Here is a 21,604-nt window from a genome sequence, read left to right on the forward strand (position 1 = left end):
GGGGGAATTTACATGACGATTCCATTAATTATTGGTGGAGTTTTACTCGCAATTTTAATTCTACTCATTTTAGTATTCATTACGAAGTATCGAACAGTTGGGCCAGATGAAGCGTTAATTGTGACAGGGAACTGGCTTGGTGGTGGGAAAAATGTAGTTACCACTGATGATGGAAAGAAGATTAAGATTATTCGCGGTGGCGGTACATTCGTAGTTCCGATTATGCAAAGAGCAGAACCTTTAAGCCTATTAAACTACAAGTTAGAAGTAGGTACACGTGATACGTATACGAAGCAAGGTGTTCCAGTTACAGTAAATGGTGTTTCTATTATTAAAGTAGGTTCTACAATTGAAGAAGTATCTACAGCAGCTGAGCAATATTTAGGAAAAGAAACAGAAGAGTTAAAGGTAGAAGCGAAAGAAGTTTTAGAAGGTCATTTACGTGCGATTTTATCTTCTATGACAGTAGAAGATGCGTATAGTAATAGAGAGCAATTTGCTCAAAAGGTACATGAAGTAGCTTCTACAGATTTAAAGAAAATGGGTCTTCGTATCGTTTCCTTTACAATTAAAGAAATTATGGATAAGAACGGTTACTTAGATGCACTTGGTCAGCCGCAAATTGCGACGGTTAAGCGTGATGCAACAATTGCAAATGCAGAGCGTGAAAAAGAAGCACGTATTGAAAAAGCTCGTGCTGAGAAAGAAGCGAAAGAAGCTGAATACCAACGTGATGCTCAAATTGCTGAAGCTGAAAAACATAAAGAATTAAAAGTACAATCTTATAAGAGAGAGCAAGAACAAGCTCGTGCAGATGCGGATCTTTCTTACGAATTACAACAAGCGAAAGCGCAACAAGGTGTTACAGAAGAGCAAATGCGCGTTAAAATTATTGAGCGTGAGAAACAAATTGAATTAGAAGAAAAAGAGATTGCGCGTCGTGAAAAGCAATACGATGCAGAAGTAAAGAAAAAAGCGGATGCAGATCGCTATGCTGTTGAGCAATCAGCGGAAGCAGAAAAAGTAAAACAAATTAAAAAGGCAGATGCGGATCAATATAAGATTGAAGCGGAAGCGAGAGCTCGTGCGGAAGAAGTACGTGTGGAAGGTTTAGCGAAGGCGGAAATCGAAAAAGCGCAAGGTCAAGCGAAAGCAGAAGTACAAAAAGCACAAGGTACGGCGGAAGCAGATGTTATTAGGTTAAAAGGTTTAGCAGAAGCAGAAGCGAAACAAAAAATTGCAGAGGCATTTGAATTATATGGCCAAGCGGCAATTATGGATATGGTACTTAAAATGCTTCCAAGTTATGCGAAGGAAGTTGCAAGTCCACTTAGCAACATTGATAAAATTACAGTTGTCGATACAGGCGGCGGTGGGAAAAATAGCGGCGCCGGAAAAGTTGCGGGCTATGCAACTGATTTAATGGCAACGATGCAAGAAACGTTAAAAGCTTCTTCTGGAATTGACTTAAAAGAGCTATTAGAAGGATTTGCAGGAAAAGGAGCGGTACAACAATTATCAAGTGATAAACCTGTTGTATCTGTATTAGAAGATGAGAAAAAAGAAGTAGAAAAAGATAAAGATAAAGAATAGTATAGTGAATGGAGCCTCTAGTAAGTGAGATACTAGAGGTTCTTCTGTGAATTGTTCGAATAATTTACATTTTAATATATTGTTTTAATTATTTAATTTATATAGAATGAAAAAGGTATGTATTAATTCTTTAATAGAAAAAGAGATAAAGAGTTGATACGTTTTAATCGTATAATTTATATAAAGAAATTAAATGTAAAACAATTACATTTAAAACGGTATGGAGGGGTAGAGATATGTTTCAAGGGAAATTAAGAAGAAGTAGTTTAAAAGCAAAGTTACTTATATCATTTGTTATTGTTTTAATTCTTCCAAGTATTGTAATTGGTTGGACGTCTTATCAACAAGCGAAGACAAATTTTAATGAAACAATTTTACAATCAGCGGAAGATAACGTAAAGATTTTAAATAATGTTATTAATAAAGAGATAGACAGTAAAAAGGTAGACGCAGTATATTTTACAAAGTTATTTAATGGAGTAAGTTACGGAACTGATCAGCTCCAAAATGTGCAAAATAAATTAGAAGAATATAATAAATTACATCCAGAAATAGAAGCAATTTATACGGGATCTAGTACGGGGCAATTTATTCAATCGCCGTCTATTCAAATGCCAGATGGATATAATCCTACTGAAAGAGATTGGTATAAAGAAGCAGCGAAAAAAAGCGGAGAAGTGGTTATCACAGCCCCATATAAGTCAAGTACAACAGGGAATATTGTTATTACAATAGCAAAACAAAATGAGGATAAGAGCGGTGTTCTCGGTATTGATTTAATTATTAATGACATTGTAAATACTTCAAAAATGGTCAATATCGGCAAAAAAGGATATGTAGCAATCTTCGACCAATCTAAACATGTAATAGCACATCCGACGATGAAACCGGGTGACAAAATAGAAGAAAAACTTGAGAAGGAATTGTACAAACAGGAAACAGGTGATTTTAAATTCAAACTCGATGGTGATGATCGCAATATTACCTTTATAACAAATAAGCAGACTGGATGGAAAATAGCAGGAATTATGCCTTCAAAAGAAATTATTGAAGCAGCTAATCCTATTTTCTATAAAACGCTAACTGTTATTGGTATTTCATTAATAATTGGCGGGGTTTTAATTTACTTCATAATTGCTTCTATTATTAGTCCGTTAAAACAACTTGTTATAGCATCAAAAAAGATTAGTGAAGGTGATTTAACAGAAACAATTACAGTTCATTCTAAAGATGAAATTGGACAGCTAGGAGAAAGTTTTAACGAGATGGCGGCATCATTACATCATGTCATTTCCAATATAAATACTTCAGCAAGTCACGTGGCGGCATCTTCAGAAGAATTAACAGCTAGTATGAAGCAGACAAGTGAAGCGACGGAACAAATTACACAAGCAATAGAGCAAGTGTCGAGTGGGGCTGAAATACAAACGAAAGAAGTTGAAGAAGGCGCAACATTATTAGAAGAAGTTACAGAAGGAATTCAGCGTGTTGCAGACAGTTCTTCATTAGTATCCACAGCATCTATGTATACGAAGAAAAAGGCTGAAGATGGTGGGAAGTTAGTTGAACAAACTGTAAATCAAATGCAATTAATCCATGAGTCTGTTTCACAATCAGATAAGGTTATTGTTTTGTTAGATGATAAATCAAAACAAATTGGGGCAATCCTTGAGGTGATTCAACATATTGCAGAGCAGACAAATTTATTAGCGCTAAATGCGGCAATTGAGGCTGCAAGAGCCGGAGAACAAGGAAGAGGATTTGCAATTGTAGCAGATGAAGTACGAAAATTAGCTGAGCAATCAGGACAGTCTTCTACGGAAATTGGAAAACTAGTGAAAGAAATCCAATTTGATATAAAAGAAACGGTAAGTTCTATGAAGCTAGTTGGGACAGAAGTACAATCAGGGCTTGTAGTTGCAAATGAAACGAAGCAAAGCTTTGCTGAAATATTGAAATCTACGGATGATACAGTTGTACAAATTGATAATATGGTAGATGTAGCGAAGCAAATGACGGTAGATGCAAGACAAGTAAGTGCATCCATTAATGAAATTGCAGCTACGATTGAAGAAAATGCAGCAAGCGTTCAAAATATTGCTGGTTCCTCTGAAGAACAATTAGCTTCAGTAGACGAAATAAATGCAGCAGCAGTTCACTTATCACAAATGGCAGAGGAATTACAAGAGATGATTGGTAAGTTTAAAGTGTAATAATAAATGTTAAGAAACGAGGTAATAATTTTACTTCGTTTCTTTTTTTATGAAGAGAAAAAGACAGAAATATAGAGTAACCGTGTTATGATTAAGTATAATTGAAGAGACTGTATATTCTTTAAATTCTATCTTTAATCATGTTAGGGGAATGGTTTTGAAATTTAAAAAATTAAAACTACAACCGAGAATTACATTAACTATTAGTGCACTTATTTTAGTTGTACTTATGTTAACGAGTTATTTATTTTATTACATATTATCTGAAACAGTAGAAGAGCAAATTGGCAAAAGAGCTTTGCATGTTGCGAAAACAGTTGCTGCTATACCTGAAATAAAGGAAGCTTTTCAAACAGAAAATCCAGCTTCTATTATTCAACCGATTGCGGAAAAAATTCGAATGGATACAGAGGCGGACTTCATTGTAGTTGGAAATAAAGAAGGGATTCGTTATGCACATCCTAGGAAAGATAAAATAGGAGAAGCAATGGTTGGCGGAGATAACAAAGGAGTTTTATTAGAAGGGAAATCTTACGTTTCGAAAGCAACTGGATCATTAGGCCCTTCATTACGCGGAAAAGTTCCAATCCGTAATCAGGAAAATGAAATCATTGGTGTAGTGTCTGTTGGATTTTCAATGGATGATATTCATGGAGCGGTAGAAGTGTATGGAAAGCGTGTGTTTTGGATTACAATAATAGGTCTATTAATTGGAGTAATCGGCTCTATATATTTAGCTGGCAGTATAAAAAGAATGATGTTTGGGATGGAGCCAGAAGAAATTTCATCTTTATATGAAGAGCATAGTACAGTGATTCAATCTGTACGTGAAGGGATTATTGTCATTGATCAAAATGGCACGATTAGTTTAGTCAATCAAGCAGCCTATGATATTCTTGCGCTTGATGAACAACGAAATATTATTGGAGAATTTATTTTAGATATAATTCCTAATTCAACGATATTAGATGTACTTCAAACTGGTGAAGAACAGTTTGATCGTCAATTAAATATAAAAGGGCAGGCTGTTATTGCGAACCGTCTACCCATTAAAGTGAAAAATAAAGTAACTGGCGTTGTATCGAGCTTGCGTTTGAAATCTGAAATGGATCAGTTAACAGCAGAGTTATCTCAGACGAAGCAATATACAGAGGCATTAAGAGCGCAAACACATGAATATAACAATTTATTGTATACGCTTTCAGGTCTTATCCAGCTAGAATTATATGAAGATGCTTTGGAGCTTATTCATAAGGAAACAGCGGTATATCAAGATTTTGTTCAATTTATTATGAAACGAATTCAAAATCCATGGTTAGGTGGGATTTTAATTGGATTCTATAATAGAGCAAGAGAGTTGAAGATTGATTTTATGCTAGATAGAGAAAGTAGCTTAGACAAATTAAGCACACACATTGAGAGTAATTATGTCGTTTCTATTTTAGGAAATTTAATTACGAATGCATTTGAAGCGATTGAAAGAAATGAAGAACATGATAAGAAAGTAAGAATGTTTGTAACTGATATCGGAGAAGAAATAGTCATTGAAGTGGAAGACTCAGGACAAGGGATTCATGATGAGGTCATTACTAGCATATTCTATAAAGGCTTCTCGACGAAAGCAGGCGAGAAGCGAGGATATGGATTAGCAAAAGTGAAAGAGTTAGTAGAAGATTTAAATGGAAGTATCGCAATCGAAAAAGGGGATTTAGGTGGTGCATTGTTTATTATTGCATTACCAAAAGAGAGAGGCGAATTGTAATGGGTGAGGAGATTGAAGTATTGATTGTAGAAGATGATATTCGAATTGCAGACATTCATCGTCGTTTTACTGAAAAGATTGAGGGATTTAAAGTAATTGGAACAGCAACAACTGGCGAACAAGCGAAAGAATGGCTAGATCTTGTGAAGCCACAGCTCGTTTTATTAGACGTGTACTTACCTGATATGCAAGGAACGGAACTTGTCACATATATTAGGCATAACTTGCATGATACAGATATTATTATGATTACAGCTGCATCGGAAACAGATATAGTGAGACACGCCCTGCGGGGCGGAGTAACAGATTATATCGTAAAGCCACTTATGTTTGATCGATTTAAAGCAAGTTTGGAAAATTACCAAAAAAAGCTTGTGCAGTTAAAGAAAAATAACCAATTATCTATCGAACAAATAGAACATCTATGGTCTCAAAGAGGCGTAAAGGGAAATGAAATAGAATATGCCCCGAAAGGTATAGACCCCTTAACTTTAGCAAAAATAAAAAAGCATATGTTAACAGTAAATGAAGAAGGTATTACTGCGGAAATGCTAAGCTCAATGGTCGGAGTAAGCAGATCGACAGCGAGGCGTTATTTAGAATATTTAATATCAGGAAAGAAAGTTCATGCGGAGCTTATATATGGGAGTGTTGGGAGACCAGAAAGAAGATATTTTCTTATTCCTTCATAATAAAAAACAGTAGAGGATATATGTCCGCTACTGTTTTTTTATTTTATATTGGAATAACCCCAATTAAAATTCCAGTAATCAACATGACCATTGTCGTTCCAACTGCCCAAAATAAAGTAAAACGTTGATGTTCACCAAAATCAACTTTTGCCATCCCAACTAATAAATAAGTGGATGCAACAAGGGGGCTTAATAAGTGAACAGGTTGTCCCAGTAAGGAAGCGCGTCCCATTTCAGCTGCACTAATTCCATAAGTAGCAGCAGCTTTTGTCAAAATAGGTAATACTCCGAAGTAAAATGCATCATTGGACATGAAAAATGTGAATGGCATACTAAGAAGAGCTGTAATAATTGGTAGTTGTGGGCCAAGAGCGTCTGGTATAAGAGTTACTATACTTTTAGCCATTGCATCTACCATTTTTGTTCCTGATAAAATCCCAGTGAAAATCCCAGCGGCAAATACGAGAGAAACAACCGCTAATACGTTTCCTGCGTGAGAAGCAATACGCTCTTTCTGTTGCTCTAAGTTCGGATAGTTAATCATAACAGCAATAGCGAAAGCGATTGTAAATAAAACGGGTAACGGCATAACTTCTAGTATGAGACAGACAAGTAAAGTAGCAGTTAATAAAAAGTTAATCCATAGAAGTTTAGGGCGCTTATGAACAGCAGCTTCTACTGTTGCAGCTTGCTCATCTGTTGTTTGCATTTGTTTTAAATATTGTATATCCATAATTCCTAAACGTTTTCTTTCTTTTTTTCCAAGATAGTAAGCAACGAAAACTACCCAAAGTGCACCAGCAATCATTCCTGGTATAAGTGGTGTAAAGAGCTCTGATGCGTCTAGTCCAAGTGCACTCATAACACGAGCTGTCGGTCCACCCCACGGTGTAAGATTTGTCACCCCTGCACCTAACATAACAACCCCAGCTAATATAAGTGGATTCATCCCAAGGCGTTTATATAGTGGGTACATTGCGGAAACAGTAATCATATACGTTGTCGTTCCATCCCCATCTAATGAAACGATAATAGTAAGAATTGCTGTACCAACAACAATTTTTAAAGGATCTCCTTTTACAAATTTCAAAATCCTACTAATGACAGGATCAAATAAACCGCTATCAATCATAATTCCAAAATATAAAATAGCAAACATAAGCATAATACCAGTAGGTGCTAGTTTTTGAATTCCCTCTAACATCATAGGTCCCATGTTTGCATAAAAGCCTCCAATTAATGCGAACGTAATTGGAATTAATATTAATGCTACTAGTGCTGACATACGTTTCGTCATAATTAAAAACATAAAGACAAACACCATCGCAAATCCAAGTAGTGCTAACATGTAATCTCCCCCTCAAAAATGATTGCGCTTTCAAAATAAAATAAAAATTCAGAAAAAGGTTTTTTTGTTTATCATAAAAGCATTCATTCGAATGGTAAATAATTTGAAAAATAACATCATTAGAAGCATAATTTTTATTTTGGTCATTTTGTTCACGGGAGTTAATTTGAATTTTTAAAAAGTAAGCTGCTCTCCATAAGAATGGTAGAATAAGATGACAATATTGAAGTGTGAAATAGGGAGTAGATTTATATGAAAACAAGAATGGAAGAGATTTGTAGTTCTTATGAAGGAAGAGTAGAAGAGATTTTTGTTAATGAATCTTCTTACGTATATGAGTGGGAAAAATTAATGATGATCCGAAAAAATAACGGTGAGCTTGAAAAGGTTGCAGTCGGCATCAGTGGAAATATAAGATTAGTAAATGTAGTTGTTGGGCAGCAAATTCATACAGATACATTATTAGTTAGGTTGGAAGATGATTTATTAATTACAGGTTGTGAATAATGAGAGATGTGTAGATATGACTACACATCTTTTTTGTTCTATATATTACAAAAGACACATTGTTTTTTCACAAATCGCACACAAGTTTTTGATATGCTCCTTGTAGAAGATAGGGTTAGGGAGGAAATAATACAATGAGAACAAAGTATGTAATGTTTGCTATATGCTTATTCTTTGTCTTTACAATTGTAGGGTGTGGTAAGAAACAAGCAGAGGCAGTGGCAATTGATGAGAAACATGATAAGTGTGATATTTGCCAAATTGGAGTAATGGATAATCAATTTGCAACGGAAATTATTTTAGAAAATGGAAAAGCATTAAAGTTTGATGATATCGGTTGTATGTATAAATGGATGGAGATTAATCAAGGCGAAAAGACGAAAGAAAAATTTGTTCGAGATTATGATTCGAAAGATTGGGTTTCGTTAGAAGACGCTACTTACGTATATGATAAAACAATTACAACACCAATGGCTTATAATGTCATTTCATTTAAAAACAAAAAAGATGCAGAGAACTTTGTATCTAACTATAAGGGGAAAGTTCTTTCGTATAAAGAGCTAGCAGAGCATAAATGGGAAATGAATAAAGAAATGATGGGGAACCCGAAAAAGGGAAATCACAGCGGGCATCATTAATACTAGAAAAAGACAACTGTATGGTTGTCTTTTTCTAGTATTACTCAGGTGCAAATATAGAAAAGGTGTAAAATTTTTAGAAGAACGGTTACAATGGAATGTAGTGACCTAAAGCAATCATTTACCCCGTATTAACGGGCAGTAAAACTCCCACCTCAGAATTAGGCAGGAGCAAAGAAGTTAGGTGGGAGATCAACAGCCCGTAAATACCCGATTGGTTCAACTAATAATCAGTGGGGTGAATCCTCCCACTGATTAAAGTTTCACTTTATGTACTTTTTAGAAATGTATACAAATGCGGTGAAAACGTGCTAAACTAATTGCTTCATAATGTTAATGATGAGGCCATTAGGCGTATCATTCCAATAGGTTGAGAAACATCATATAAGTTTAAGATAATCCAATTAAAGAAGGAATATAAAGTGCTTATGGATAAATGTACTCAAGAAGAGTTATTGTATGTGATGGAGGAATGGTTAAGAAAACATTATCTTTCATAGGAGCTGTAGTTGTGAGAAAACAAAAAATTTTATTATGTATGTTATTAGGACTTTTAATGACGGTAGTGGCTTGCGATAAGCAAGAAGAGCCAGAATCGAAACCGGTTCATGTGAAAAACGAAAAGAAACAAGAGAAGCATAAAGAACAGGAAGAATCTAAAGAAGAAAAAAGTATAAATTTAATGGACAAACAGTTGCTACTTTCTGCCACTCTTGGAGACACAGAAACAGCTATGAAGTTGATTCAAGATGGAGCGAATATAAACGTAGAAGGTGACAACGGAGAAACCCCCGTCCTTGCAGCAACGTACCAAAATCATGTAGAGACAGTTAAAGCATTAATTGGTGCAGGTGCTAATATTGAAATTAAAGATGAGAAACAAAGCAATCCGCTTCTTTATGCAAGTAGAGAAGGATATACAGATATTGTAAAAGTATTAATTGATGCAGGAGTTAATACGAAAGAAACGACTAAGTCAGGTGGAACAGCACTTATTTCTGCATCTGAGCGTGGCCATGTAGAGGTCGTAAAAGAATTGTTAGAGCATACAGATATTGATGTCAATTATAAAAATGCTCGTGGTGGAACAGCTTTAGTAGAAGCAATTGTATTAGGAAATGGTAGTGAAAATCACAAGAAAGTAATTCAAATGCTTATTGACCACGGGGCAGATGTAAATACGGCCAATAAGGAAAATATTACGCCACTGCAATTTGCTGAAAAAAGAGGTTTTAAAGATATTGCAAATATGTTGAGGGCAGCTGGTGCAAATGAAGTAGTACAACCACAACAACCAGTAGAATAAAAAATGAAAAATAATCCCATTTAGATAGACAGAATGAAGAAATCAGTGAGTATGATGGATTCAGTAATGTGTATTTGAATGGGATTTTTGTTTTGGGCATGAAAAATAGATTATGAATGGTATATGGAGTAACTAAGGAGGATATAAATGAGGCTCTCAGAACTTGATTTAATAGCAATTCAGGTAGAGGTTTTATTTGTTCATAATCGAGTAGGAAAAATGAAATATGTAAATGAACAAGGAAATCCGAAAGCACCACGCTTTTTTCTTGGCAGAACTCGTGAAGGGAGTATAACGAGATATCATTGTGATCTGGATGATGAAACGGTAGGTAAGATTGAGAAATTAATTCGAGAACCTTCAAATCATATAGAGATAGCAAAGATTATTCATGTATTAAATGAAGAAAGAACAGTAAAAAATATTTGGATGGGCCCTGCTTTCATGTTCTCTAATAATTTACATAAGCCAACTAGAACAATACAGATAACAGAGAAGAATAAAGAGCTTTTGCGAGAAAATTTTCCCCATCTAATAGAACAGATGGAGTGGAGGCAACCTTACTTTGCAATTGTAAAAAATGAAAAAGTAGTTTCTATATGTTGCAGTGCTAGGAGTACACCTGTAGCTGCTGAGGCGAGTGTGGAAACTTTAGCGGAGTTTCAAGGGAATGGATATGGTACTGATGTTGTGACAGCCTGGGCGATATCCATACAAGAAGAAAAGCGCATTCCACTTTATAGCACTTCTTGGGATAATTATGCTTCAAAAGCAGTTGCAAGAAAACTAAAACTAATTAACTATGGAATGGATTTGCATATCACTTAAATTTTAAAAATAGTTGTTTGCTGTTGGGGTTCATCCGTATATCTAGATTATTGTTAAAAAGTATGATGAATATTAACATTCGATTAACAGCTAATTAACAATCTATCAAAACTGACTTAATAAATGCGTAATATAGTAAAGGTAACAAAATAACTAGGGTAGAGAACATTTGAGAACACCCGCTTACATATAACGTGCCACTTTCTTAGGTGTGCTCTATTCCCTAGAGTTCAAATAAGGAGAAAGGTGTTCTATGTAAGTAGGTGTTTTTAGTTTGGATAAAAATAGAAAAGCTAGGTGGAATGAATGTTTAAGGAACCTTATATTGCGATGATAAAGGATTGGAAAGGATACAACACATACAAAAAGTTACCGAAAACAGTTTTTCTTATGACCGGTTCAATGCTGGAATTACCAGAGCGTGTATATGAATTACAGAAACATGGACATGATGTCTTTCTTCATTGTGATTTTATACAAGGTTTAAATACGAATACAGAGGAAGCACTTTCGTATATTCAAGACGTTATTGGAGCGCAAGGCATTATTTCAACAAAAGGATCGACAATTCGAAATGCCAATAAAATTGGATTAAAAACGATCCAACGTATTTTTATTGTCGATACTTTATCTCTTACAAAATCAATTGAAAATTGTAAAACGACTAAACCGAATGCAGTAGAGATTATGCCTGGTATTATGCCTTCAATTATTAAGCAGTTAGCAGAGGAAATAGAATTTCCTATCATTGCAGGCGGATTGATTCAAACGCGAGAAGATGCAGAAATTGCTATTCGTTCGGGAGCGAGCGCGATTTCGACGAGTCACTATGAAGTATGGATACAAGAAGAAAAAAGGAGTGCAATCTTGTGATTGAATTGAAAAATGTTTCAAAGGTATATCAAAATGCAGAGGAGACAGCGGTTAAAGGTGTATCGGTTCATATTAAGAAGGGAGAATTTTTTGTTTTAGTTGGCCCTTCAGGATGTGGAAAAAGTACATTATTAAGAATGATTGCTGGTTTAGAAGAAATTTCTTCGGGGGATTTAATTATTAATGAATGTGTTGCAAATGATTTAGAGCCGAAAGATCGTAATCTATCAATGGTATTTCAAAATTATGCACTATATCCACACTTATCTGTAGAAGAAAATATTTTATTCGGACTTAAGGTAAGGAAAGTACAAAAAGAAGAGCGACAAAAGAGATTAATGGAAGCTGTGGAAATGGTGGGACTGAAAGAGTATGTGAAAATGAAACCAGGCCAATTATCAGGTGGACAAAGACAGCGTGTTGCGCTTGCTAGGGCGATTGTGAGTCAAGCGCCGATTTGTTTAATGGATGAACCACTTTCGAATTTAGATGCGAAATTACGTGCGCAAATGAGGATTGAAATTAGAGAAATTCAGCAGCGTTTAGGAATTACAATGATTTACGTTACTCACGATCAAATAGAAGCGATGACTATGGGAGATCGTATTATGGTCTTAAATAAAGGAAGCATACAGCAAGTTGGAACACCGCTTGACATCTATAACGAACCAGCAAATGAATTTGTTGCAAGTTTTATAGGGTCTCCTTCGATGAATATAAATGATGGAGAAGTAAACAAAGAAAAAGGTGTATTACATATAGGGCAATTGCAAATTCCGTTATCTATTGGACAGCTAAAGCAATTACCAGAAGGAATAATTCGCATAGGCATGCGTCCTGAGCATATTGCCCTGTCTGAGGAAGGACAAGAAGTTACGCTACAATCTGTAGAAGTATTAGGCAACGAATCTATATTAAACTTCGCAATAAATGGAACAACTTGGAGTGCAAAAGTCATTGGACAGCTAATCCTGAACAAAGGTGACAAAGTAAAATTATTATTCTCACAAGATAAGTTATGCTTCTTTCATCAAGATACGAATGAACGCTTAAAAGTGGTAGCTGAAGAAGAGCTGAAAGTGGTGGCGAAATAATGATTGAAGTAGGCAAGTTACCAGCCCAAGCAAAGGTGGCAAAAAAGAAGAATTTATGGAGTAGAACGAAAGATTTAAGAATAGGATTATTATTTTTAGCGCCATCTATTTTATTGTTCTCGATTTTTCTTTTTTATCCATTATTTAGGACGATTTACTATAGCTTTTATTTAACAGATATACACGGAGAAGCTAATCTTTTCGTTGGCTTAGAAAATTATCAATATTTATTCTCTGATCCTGCCTTCTACAAAAGTATAAAATCAACTTTACTATTTGTTTTATATACAGTGCCTACGAGTATTATAATCGCTTTATTTCTTGCATTGATTGCAAATGGAAAAGTAAGGGGTATTGGGGTATTCCGTGTGTTATTTTCTTCCACAATGGGAATATCAGTAGCTGCTAGTGCGGTGATTTGGCTATTTTTATTTCATCCAAGTGTCGGATTATTTAATAATATATTAGCCTCTATGAATCTACCTGCAATCGCATGGTTAACGAGCCCAGATTGGGCATTGTTCTCTGTATCAGTTACAACGGTTTGGGTGAATACAGGATTTGCATTTTTAGTTATATTAGGTGGTTTACAAAATATTGATACGTCTTTATATGAGAGTGCATCTATAGATGGTGCTAGCTATTTATATAAGCTTCGTCGTGTTACATTACCGATGCTATCACCAACTTTATTCTTTATCGTGACAGTAACGTTAATTAGTGCGTTCCAAAGCTTTGGACAGATTGATATTTTAACGCACGGTGGACCGAATGATGCAACAAATTTAATTGTATATTCGATTTATAAAGAGGCATTTGTGAATCATCAATTTGGGACAGCAAGTGCACAAGCGATGGTACTATTTGTTTTCATTTTCATTGCTACATTACTTCAATTTAAGTTTGCTGAGAGAAAGGTGCATTATAAATGATAGTTAAACAGTGGAAACAAAATTTCCTGCTATACATGCTGCTCATAATTAGTGCAGTAATGGTATTTTTTCCTGTGCTGTATGCGTTTTTAATAAGCTTTATGACACCAGACGATATTCAAATGAGAAGGATATTTCCAACTCAATTTACTTTTGATAATTTCATTAATATTTTTCAGAAAGTACCACTTTTTACATATTTATATAACAGCTTAGTTGTATCGACAGTTGTTATGATTGGACAACTTATCGTGTCAAGCTTAGCGGCGTATGCTTTTGTCTTTCTTCAGTTTAAAGGAAGAAATCTTATTTTTTTCCTGTTTATTTCAACGATGCTTATTCCGTGGGAAGCGACGATGGTACCTAACTTTTTAACGATTCAAAACTTTGGCTGGATCAATAGTTTCGCTGGGATGACAGTGCCGTTTTTTGCAACAGCTTTCGGTATTTTCTTGTTACGCCAACATTTTATGACACTTCCGAATGAACTGAAAGAAGCTGCTTTTATTGAAGGGATTGGAAATGTAAGATTTTTGTTCAGCGTTGTAATTCCGTATTGTAAAACGAGTTTTATTACGCTTGGAGTATATAGTTTTTTAACAACATGGAATATGTACTTATGGCCACTTTTAGTGACCACTGATGAAAAGGTAAGAACAGTTCAAATTGGTGTGAAGCAGCTTCAATCTCAAGAAGTTGCAACTGATTGGGGAAGCGTAATGGCTGGCGTTACGGTTATCGTTATACCAACATTGATTCTATTATTTTTAGGACAAAAGCAATTACAACAAGGATTAACAAAAGGTGCAATTAAATAATTAAGAGAAGGTGAGATTAAAATGGGTCTGGTTAAAAAAGGTGCTGCTCTATTAATGGTAGCAACAATGGCATTATCTAGTGCTGCTTGTTCAAATAGTAAAACAGAAGGAAAACCTGAAGCACAGGCGAAAGTAGCACCAGTTGAAAAAAATGGTGATAAAACTGTAATTCGTTTTTGGCATGCGATGGGTGGAAAAACACAAGGCGTACTAGATGGGCTTGTTGCAGACTATAATAAGTCACAAAATAAATATGAGATAAAGGCAGAGTTCCAAGGGACATATGAAGAGTCTTTAACGAAATTTAAAACGATGTCTGCTACGAAAGAAGCACCAGCTCTTGTTCAGTCGAGTGAAATTACAACAAAATATATGATTGATAGCAAAAAGATTACGCCAATTGATAGTTGGATAAAAAAAGATAAGTATGATACTTCAAAATTGGAAAAAGCAATTACAAATTATTATTCAGTTGATGGAAAAATGTATTCTATGCCATTTAATTCATCTACACCAGTATTAATTTATAATAAAGATGCTTTCGCAAAGGCGGGCTTAGATCCAGAGAAAGCTCCAAAAACATATGCGGAATTGCAAGAAGCAGCGAAAAAGTTAACGATTAAAGAAGGCGGAAATGTAAAACAATATGGATTTTCAATGCTGAATTATGGTTGGTTCTTTGAAGAATTGTTAGCGACACAAGGCGCTTTATATGTAGATAATGAAAATGGTCGTAAAGATGCTGCAAAGAAAGCTGTATTTAACGGTAAAGAAGGACAGAAAGTATTTGGGATGCTAGATGAGTTAAATAAAGCTGGTGCACTAGGAAAGTATGGAGCAAGTTGGGATGATATTCGTGCCGCGTTCCAGTCTGGACAAGTTGCTATGTATTTAGATTCTTCAGCTGGTGTTCGCGACTTAATTGATGCATCTAAGTTTAATGTAGGCGTGTCATATATTCCATATCCAGAGGATTCGAAACAAAATGGTGTTGTTATTGGTGGAGCATCATTATGGATGACGAATATGGTTTCAGAAGAAACACAACAAGGTGCTTGGGACTTTATGAAATATTTAACGAAGCCAGACGTACAAGCAAAATGGCATACTGCAACAGGTTATTTCTCTATTAATCCAGATGCATATAATGAACCATTAGTAAAAGAGCAATATGAAAAATATCCACAGTTAAAAGTAACAGTAGATCAATTGCAAGCGACGAAACAATCTCCAGCAACACAAGGCGCTTTAATTAGTGTATTCCCAGAATCACGAGATGCAGTTGTAAAAGCATTAGAAGCAATGTATGACGGAAAGAATAGTAAAGAAGCGTTAGATGAAGCTGCCAAGGCGACAGATAGAGCAATTAGCATTTCAGCTCGTACGAGTCAAAAATAAGAGAAAGCCGTATCCGAAAAAGGATACGGCTTTCTTTAGGAGATAAGGGATCAAAAAAATGAAGAAGTCTTATCTCTTTTATATGAGTAAAGGGTCTAGAATGAATCTTGTCCTTTTCATTATTTGTTTAACTCCATTGCAACTTGTTTGCCATTTACGAAAACCTCTGCCACTGCTACCATAACTTCCATCACTTTTTTCATATCTCATCTCTCCTTGTTTTTTGTTTCATTTCTTACTTTTAGTATAAGGAAATATAGCGATCGCAACTATCGAATTGGATGACAAGAGACTTACATTGTTGTAAGGATAATCGTTGTATCTGTAATAAATACGGTTTTAAATTACAATTCTGAAGTTTCTGTTGTTTTGAACTATAATTAGAAAGAGGGGTGATAATATGAAAAGAATTCTTGTTATTAGTGATATTCATGGAGAAATAAAAAAGTTCGAACAGTTATTAGAAGAAGCTCAATACGATGCAAAACAGGATCAACTAATTTTATTAGGGGATTATGTAGATCGTGGTCCAAATGCACGTGCAGTAATTGAAAGGGTAAAAGAGTTAAAAGAAGATGGAGCCCTCGTTCTAAAGGGAAATCATGAAGATATGATGATTAAGGCGTTAACGACTGATGAGGAACGTTCATGGAACCATTGGGTAAAAAGGAATGGTGGAGATAAGACATTATATAGCTATGGATTTGTAGAAGAAGATATTGTAGTTAATGAGGAAGACTTCCAAAAACCAATTTTACAATCGCATGTTTTAGAAAATCATGTAAAGTTTATTCAAGAATTAGATCATTACATTGAAACAGAAGAGTACATATTTGTACATGCTGGTGTTGAGCCTATGAAACGAGTTTCTGAATGTGAACCATATACGTTAATGTGGATCCGTAATGAGTTTCATAATGGATATAGTGGCGAAAAGGTTGTTGTATTTGGCCATACGGAAACAAAAACGCTTCACGGTAGTGAGAATTGTGGCGTGTATTTTGGTAGTAATCGAATTATTGGAATTGATGGCGGGGCTGTGTATGGTGGTCAGCTAAATTGTTTGGAATTGCCAAGTAAAAAGGTATATGTAGTAAAAAATTGAAAGAGATAAGGGAAATCTTATTTCTTTCAATTTTTTATTAAGCTAAATTTAAGAAAGAGTCTTTATAATTAATCTTTAAAATTCTGTATCAAGAAAAAGTGTAGAAAGAACGAATTAAAAATGAAGTTACAAAATATAATGATATTCTTTTGTTAGGAAAAGCAGGAATGTAATTATAAATAGAATCGAACAATATGGTGGAAGGTGAGAATATGCGCTTACTCGTAGTAGAAGATAATGCTTCTTTATTAGAGTCTATCGTACAAATTTTGCGTGATGAATTTGAAGTAGATACAGCATTGAATGGAGAAGAGGGATTATTTCTAGCGCTTCAAAATATATATGATGCAATTTTGCTGGATGTGATGCTGCCAGAAATGGACGGGTTTGAAGTAATTCAAAAAATACGTGATGAAAAGATTGAAACACCTGTCTTATTTTTGACAGCGAGAGATTCTTTAGAAGATCGCGTGAAAGGGTTGGATTTTGGCGGGGATGATTATATCGTTAAGCCATTTCAGGCCCCTGAATTAAAAGCGAGAATTCGTGCTTTACTACGCAGAAGTGGTAGTTTAACAACAAAGCAGACTATTCGATATAAAGGGATTGAACTGTTCGGAAAAGATAAAGATGTTCAAGTAGATGGACAAAGTATGAAGCTAACATTAAAACAATATGAGCTTCTAGAGTACCTTGTTCAAAATAGCGGAAAGATTTTAATGAGGGAACAAATTTTTGATCGTGTTTGGGGATTTGATTCAGATACGACAGTGGCAATTGTAGAAGTGTATGTACATCATTTACGTAAAAAATTAGAGCCATTCGGTTATCAGAAAGATATTCAAACCGTTCGAGGTATTGGATATATATTAAAAGAACAATGAAAAAGGGAAGTATGTTTCAGAAGACGCGTATTCGATTGACTATATTGAATTCATTAGTATTTATCATTTTGATAGGCGTATTAGGTAGTATCATTTATTCTTACACATATAAGCGTATTTATAGTGGAGTAAATGAATCGATAGAAAAAGCCGTTCAACATAGAAAGAATGCAGATGATAAAAAACTACCTAAAAAAATTAGAGGATATCCTTCAATTGGGGATCCAAGGATAATGGAGTTAACTTGGCTTGGAAACACGGTGGAGATAGATATTGAAAACGGCAAACGTCGTTTTATCTTTGAAGACAATTTGGAAAAGTTTTCGCCAAAGAAATTAGGAACTTTGCAAGATATAGAAGTACAAGGACAATATTTTAGAATATTTTCATTTCAAAAAGATGCAAAAATAGTTCAAATTGCAAGGGATATAACAGCTGAAAAAGAAATGTTACATACTTTATTTTTAATTCTTGTGATAGGTTGTAGCGTAGGAAGTTTATGTGCAATAGGAATCGGCTTTTTCTTAGCTGGCAGGGCACTCGTACCCATTCAAAATTCATGGGAAAAACAGCAGCAATTCGTTTCTGATGCGTCACATGAACTAAGGACACCGCTTGCAGTTATTCAATCAAAAACAGATGTTTTATTCCAGTCACCATCCGCTACGATAGAAGAAAAAGCGATGGATATTTCTACAATTTCAAAAGAATGTAGGCGGTTATCAAAACTCGTTAGTAATTTATTATTGCTAGCACGCTCTGATTCTAATCAAATTGAGATGGATAAGAAAACATTTGAACTCGATAAATTGTTAGAAGAAATAGTAGCTCCATATAAGGAGATTGCTTCTTATCAAGAAAAAGAAATGATATTAAAAGTAGAACGTGGCGTATCTTTTATGGGTGATAGAGAGCGGATTCATCAAATGATGGTTATATTGTTAGATAATGCGATGAAGTATACGAATGAAGGTGGTCATATTCAAATCGATTGTACGCAAACGAACAGTTCGATTCGTATACGAGTGAAAGATGATGGGATAGGAGTGAAAGAAGAAGATATTCCAAAACTATTTAATCGTTTTTATCAAGGAGATAAAGCGAGAAGTGCGTCAGAAGGAGCGGGATTAGGTCTTTCAATCGCAAATTGGATTGTAGAAAAACATTACGGAAAAATATCAGTAGAGAGTAAATGGGGAGATGCTACTTGTTTTGAAGTGATTTTCCCTAAAAACCAAAAAATATAAGTAAGAAGACGATCTTGTTTTTACAAGGTCGTCTTTTTTTAAGGGAAAGTTAAGAAACTATTTTTAACATGTATTGTATACGGAAAGTTCGCCCTATAAAGAAGCGATTATAAAAAGGTATTTGAGTAGATTACATCGATCATAATGTTATTTCGATTATGAATAGGGAATGATGGAAAAGAAAGTGTAAGAGGGAGGAATTAATTTTGAAAAAGAAAATGATGATGGTATTCACTATTGGAGTAATGAGTTTAAGTATATTAGGGGGTGCCTCTCCTTCTGAAACATCAAAAGGAAAGACAGATTACAAGCAGCGCAGCAAAGAACAATTAAACAATGGAAAGATACATGCTGTGCATACAGAAGAAAAGGCGGAGAATTTAGGGATTGAAACGGCAGGGAAAGAACAAATTACGCTAGAAAAAGAAATCCATGAGACGGAAGTAGGAAGAGAAGCAGAACAGTTAGGAATTTTGATTGAAGGAAAAGATGTTGGAACTCTTTCAGAAGAAATCTATGAAACAAAAGTGAAGCAAGAAGCGTTAAAGCTAGGCATATCAATAGAAAATACATCAATTGTAAATTTGATTACTCAAATTAATACGATTAAAATTAGCGATGAAGCGGATAAATTAGATATTTCAACAAATGGAAAAGAAATAGAGGAAATTGCGGAAGAAATCTATGGAACGAAAGTAAGAGAGGAAGCAGGGAAGTTAGGTATTTCACAAAAAGGAAAAGAGATAGAAGAGTTAGCACAAGAAGTGTACGAACAAAAAGTGCAAGAAGAGGCAAAAAAATATCATATTGATTTATATGGTAAAGATATATATCAAGTATTAAGCGAAATTAATGAACAAAAGGTGTTACAAATGGCAGATGAGCTTAATATGGATAAAACGAATATGAACACTCAAGAACTAGCAGAAAAAATAAAAAAAGATCAGCCTGAAAAAGGAAAAGAACTAAATTTTGTACCGGTGATTCGCACGGATGCTGACGCGTTTTATTCTTATTTAACGAACTAAGAAGGGCGTGAGAGTGATACGAAGGTTTAAGTGGTATATATGCATAGCATTACTAGCTATAGCAGTATGGAATGTATATACAAATGGAATTACAAAGTATATGGAAAAGTTAACATTCTTCAATATACAAAGTGAAAAAGAAGCGGAGTTTAGTAATAATGGTGAAAAGGTCATCTTATCAAATGTACCTTTAATTCAGCAGTTACCAGAGTTAGATAGAGGCTGTGAAGTAACGAGCTTAGCGATGATGTTACAATACGCAGGTATTACAGTGGATAAGATGAAATTAGCAAACGAAATAAAGAAAGTTGATTTTATGAACGATGGTATACGTGGGAACCCAAATGAAGGATTTGTAGGGAATATTTATACCTTTTCTGAATCTGGATATGGTGTATATCATGGACCGCTATTTCAATTAGCGAAACAGTATTTACCTAATAAAGCTGTGGACTTAACGGGGAAGAGTATAGGAGAACTTTATAAGAGTGTAAAATCAGGACAACCGGTAGTTATGATTACAAATGCAACATTTGCGCCATTAGATGAAGATGAATTTACTACATGGGAAACAAATACTGGAGATGTTTCTATTACGTATAATGAACATTGTGTAGTACTTATTGGATATGATAAGGAATTTGTATATATTCGAGATCCTCTTAATGAAAGTTTAGATGTAAAAGTACCGAGAGAAAGTTTTGAACAGGCATGGGTGCAAATGGGGAGTCAGGCGATTAGTTACATATAAGATGGGTAAATAAAAGGAAGGAGGCTGAAACAGCCTCCTTCCTTTTATTTATTTTCTGTGGCATTGATTACAAACTGATCATAATATTTTTCATTCACATATATATTTAATACCCATAATCCAGATGAAGGTAGTGACATAGTGAGAGGGAGTTCGTTTGTAGTGGGATCAATTGTATTTGAAGTAGTCCAAGTTGGTTTAGAAGTTTCTTGTTGAAAGAGTACGGGTGTTGGCGTTACTGACCCTTGTTTTAGTGCAATAATAGAGAGTTTTCCAGTTGGCCTTTCAGAATCTAAAAAGTACCACATTATTTCATTTTGTTCATTTGAGATAATAGAGGTATCAGCCATTGCGATTTTTCCTTCGATGCCTTTTAAAGGTATTTTTCCATCTACGAAGGATGGAGCTTCTTCCCAATTCACATCTTTTAAAACACTAAGATGAAAGAAGGAAGGTGCATTAACTTGGGTGGATGACGTAGCGATAGCTTCTTTTTTAGGTGCTTCTGAATCAGGCTGCAATTGCGAGCATCCAGCGATGAGAAAGGAGAAAAGTAGCATAGTTCCAATTTTTTTCATGGTGTCACA

At 34.8% G+C, this 21,604-nt stretch carries 20 protein-coding genes and 1 pseudogene; 19 read left to right on the top strand and 2 right to left on the bottom strand.

Features of this window, described 5'->3' with window-relative positions; genetic code table 11:
* The first annotated feature begins 12 nt into the window (after positions 1-12).
* The 5 genes and pseudogenes from RCJ96_RS22105 (at position 13) to RCJ96_RS22125 (ending at position 6,260) form a co-directional block, all read left to right on the top strand.
* Positions 13-1,593, top strand: a complete 1,581-nt coding sequence (locus RCJ96_RS22105) for a flotillin family protein (protein WP_416504354.1) — start codon at positions 13-15, stop codon at positions 1,591-1,593.
* Positions 1,594-1,829: 236 nt separating this feature from the next.
* Positions 1,830-2,864, top strand: a pseudogene (locus tag RCJ96_RS22110) (HAMP domain-containing protein); the annotation flags it as partial.
* An 81-nt stretch (positions 2,865-2,945) separates the two neighbouring features.
* Positions 2,946-3,806: a methyl-accepting chemotaxis protein gene (locus RCJ96_RS22115; protein WP_371746605.1), complete on the top strand. Its 861-nt coding sequence runs from the start codon at positions 2,946-2,948 to the stop codon at positions 3,804-3,806.
* A gap of 151 nt (positions 3,807-3,957) precedes the next feature.
* Positions 3,958-5,568, top strand: coding sequence for an ATP-binding protein (locus RCJ96_RS22120; protein WP_446699844.1), 1,611 nt, complete (start codon positions 3,958-3,960; stop codon positions 5,566-5,568).
* Positions 5,568-6,260 carry a response regulator gene (locus tag RCJ96_RS22125; protein WP_074608277.1) on the top strand — a complete coding sequence of 231 codons (693 nt, stop codon included), beginning with the start codon at positions 5,568-5,570 and terminating at the stop codon, positions 6,258-6,260. Before RCJ96_RS22120 ends, RCJ96_RS22125 begins: the two co-directional genes overlap by 1 nt.
* Positions 6,261-6,303: 43 nt before the next feature.
* Here the strand turns inward: RCJ96_RS22125 and RCJ96_RS22130 are convergent, their stop codons facing one another.
* Positions 6,304-7,608, bottom strand: coding sequence for a CitMHS family transporter (locus RCJ96_RS22130; protein WP_416504357.1), 1,305 nt, complete (start codon positions 7,606-7,608; stop codon positions 6,304-6,306).
* 252 nt (positions 7,609-7,860) lie between these two features.
* Between RCJ96_RS22130 and RCJ96_RS22135 the strand changes: the two genes are divergently transcribed.
* The 14 genes from RCJ96_RS22135 to RCJ96_RS22200 all read left to right on the top strand — a co-directional run bounded on the left by RCJ96_RS22135 (position 7,861) and on the right by RCJ96_RS22200 (position 21,017).
* The gene (locus tag RCJ96_RS22135; RefSeq protein ID WP_074608280.1) at positions 7,861-8,115 is read left to right on the top strand and encodes a hypothetical protein; all 255 of its coding nucleotides are present in this window, start codon (positions 7,861-7,863) and stop codon (positions 8,113-8,115) included.
* Between the two features lie 134 nt (positions 8,116-8,249).
* Positions 8,250-8,753 (top strand): nitrous oxide reductase accessory protein NosL, encoded by a 504-nt coding sequence (locus tag RCJ96_RS22140; protein ID WP_416504358.1) that lies wholly within the window; start codon positions 8,250-8,252, stop codon positions 8,751-8,753.
* Positions 8,754-9,189: 436 nt separating this feature from the next.
* A complete protein-coding gene (locus tag RCJ96_RS22145; protein WP_002035701.1) occupies positions 9,190-10,059 on the top strand; it encodes an ankyrin repeat domain-containing protein in 870 nt (289 codons plus the stop codon).
* 147 nt (positions 10,060-10,206) lie between these two features.
* Positions 10,207-10,887: a GNAT family N-acetyltransferase gene (locus RCJ96_RS22150; RefSeq protein WP_416504359.1), complete on the top strand. Its 681-nt coding sequence runs from the start codon at positions 10,207-10,209 to the stop codon at positions 10,885-10,887.
* A gap of 306 nt (positions 10,888-11,193) precedes the next feature.
* Complete coding sequence (locus RCJ96_RS22155; RefSeq protein ID WP_000472011.1) at positions 11,194-11,760, top strand: glycerol-3-phosphate responsive antiterminator; 567 nt, start codon at positions 11,194-11,196, stop codon at positions 11,758-11,760.
* The gene (locus RCJ96_RS22160; RefSeq protein WP_416504360.1) at positions 11,757-12,854 is read left to right on the top strand and encodes an ABC transporter ATP-binding protein; all 1,098 of its coding nucleotides are present in this window, start codon (positions 11,757-11,759) and stop codon (positions 12,852-12,854) included. Before RCJ96_RS22155 ends, RCJ96_RS22160 begins: the two co-directional genes overlap by 4 nt.
* On the top strand, positions 12,854-13,786 hold the full coding sequence (locus tag RCJ96_RS22165) for a carbohydrate ABC transporter permease (protein WP_416504361.1): 933 nt from the start codon (positions 12,854-12,856) through the stop codon (positions 13,784-13,786). The genes RCJ96_RS22160 and RCJ96_RS22165 overlap by 1 nt, the downstream gene beginning before the upstream one ends.
* Positions 13,783-14,604 (top strand): carbohydrate ABC transporter permease, encoded by an 822-nt coding sequence (locus RCJ96_RS22170; RefSeq protein WP_000635931.1) that lies wholly within the window; start codon positions 13,783-13,785, stop codon positions 14,602-14,604. The genes RCJ96_RS22165 and RCJ96_RS22170 overlap by 4 nt, the downstream gene beginning before the upstream one ends.
* Positions 14,605-14,625: 21 nt before the next feature.
* Entirely contained in the window at positions 14,626-16,002 is a 1,377-nt protein-coding gene (locus RCJ96_RS22175) for an ABC transporter substrate-binding protein (protein ID WP_416504362.1), read from the top strand.
* 400 nt (positions 16,003-16,402) lie between these two features.
* Positions 16,403-17,107, top strand: a complete 705-nt coding sequence (locus tag RCJ96_RS22180; protein ID WP_416504363.1) for a metallophosphoesterase family protein — start codon at positions 16,403-16,405, stop codon at positions 17,105-17,107.
* Positions 17,108-17,319: 212 nt separating this feature from the next.
* A complete protein-coding gene (locus tag RCJ96_RS22185) occupies positions 17,320-17,991 on the top strand; it encodes a response regulator transcription factor (protein WP_416504364.1) in 672 nt (223 codons plus the stop codon).
* Positions 17,988-19,238, top strand: coding sequence for a sensor histidine kinase (locus RCJ96_RS22190; protein WP_416504365.1), 1,251 nt, complete (start codon positions 17,988-17,990; stop codon positions 19,236-19,238). The genes RCJ96_RS22185 and RCJ96_RS22190 overlap by 4 nt, the downstream gene beginning before the upstream one ends.
* Positions 19,239-19,444: 206 nt before the next feature.
* On the top strand, positions 19,445-20,266 hold the full coding sequence (locus RCJ96_RS22195) for a transporter (protein WP_074608292.1): 822 nt from the start codon (positions 19,445-19,447) through the stop codon (positions 20,264-20,266).
* A 13-nt stretch (positions 20,267-20,279) separates the two neighbouring features.
* Positions 20,280-21,017, top strand: coding sequence for a C39 family peptidase (locus tag RCJ96_RS22200; RefSeq protein WP_270795522.1), 738 nt, complete (start codon positions 20,280-20,282; stop codon positions 21,015-21,017).
* A 44-nt stretch (positions 21,018-21,061) separates the two neighbouring features.
* On the opposite strand, the gene RCJ96_RS22205 is transcribed toward RCJ96_RS22200, so the two are convergent.
* Complete coding sequence (locus RCJ96_RS22205; protein WP_416504366.1) at positions 21,062-21,595, bottom strand: DUF4871 domain-containing protein; 534 nt, start codon at positions 21,593-21,595, stop codon at positions 21,062-21,064.
* Positions 21,596-21,604: the final 9 nt, after the last annotated feature.

Source organism: Bacillus sp. BSL6 (assembly GCF_052928345.1).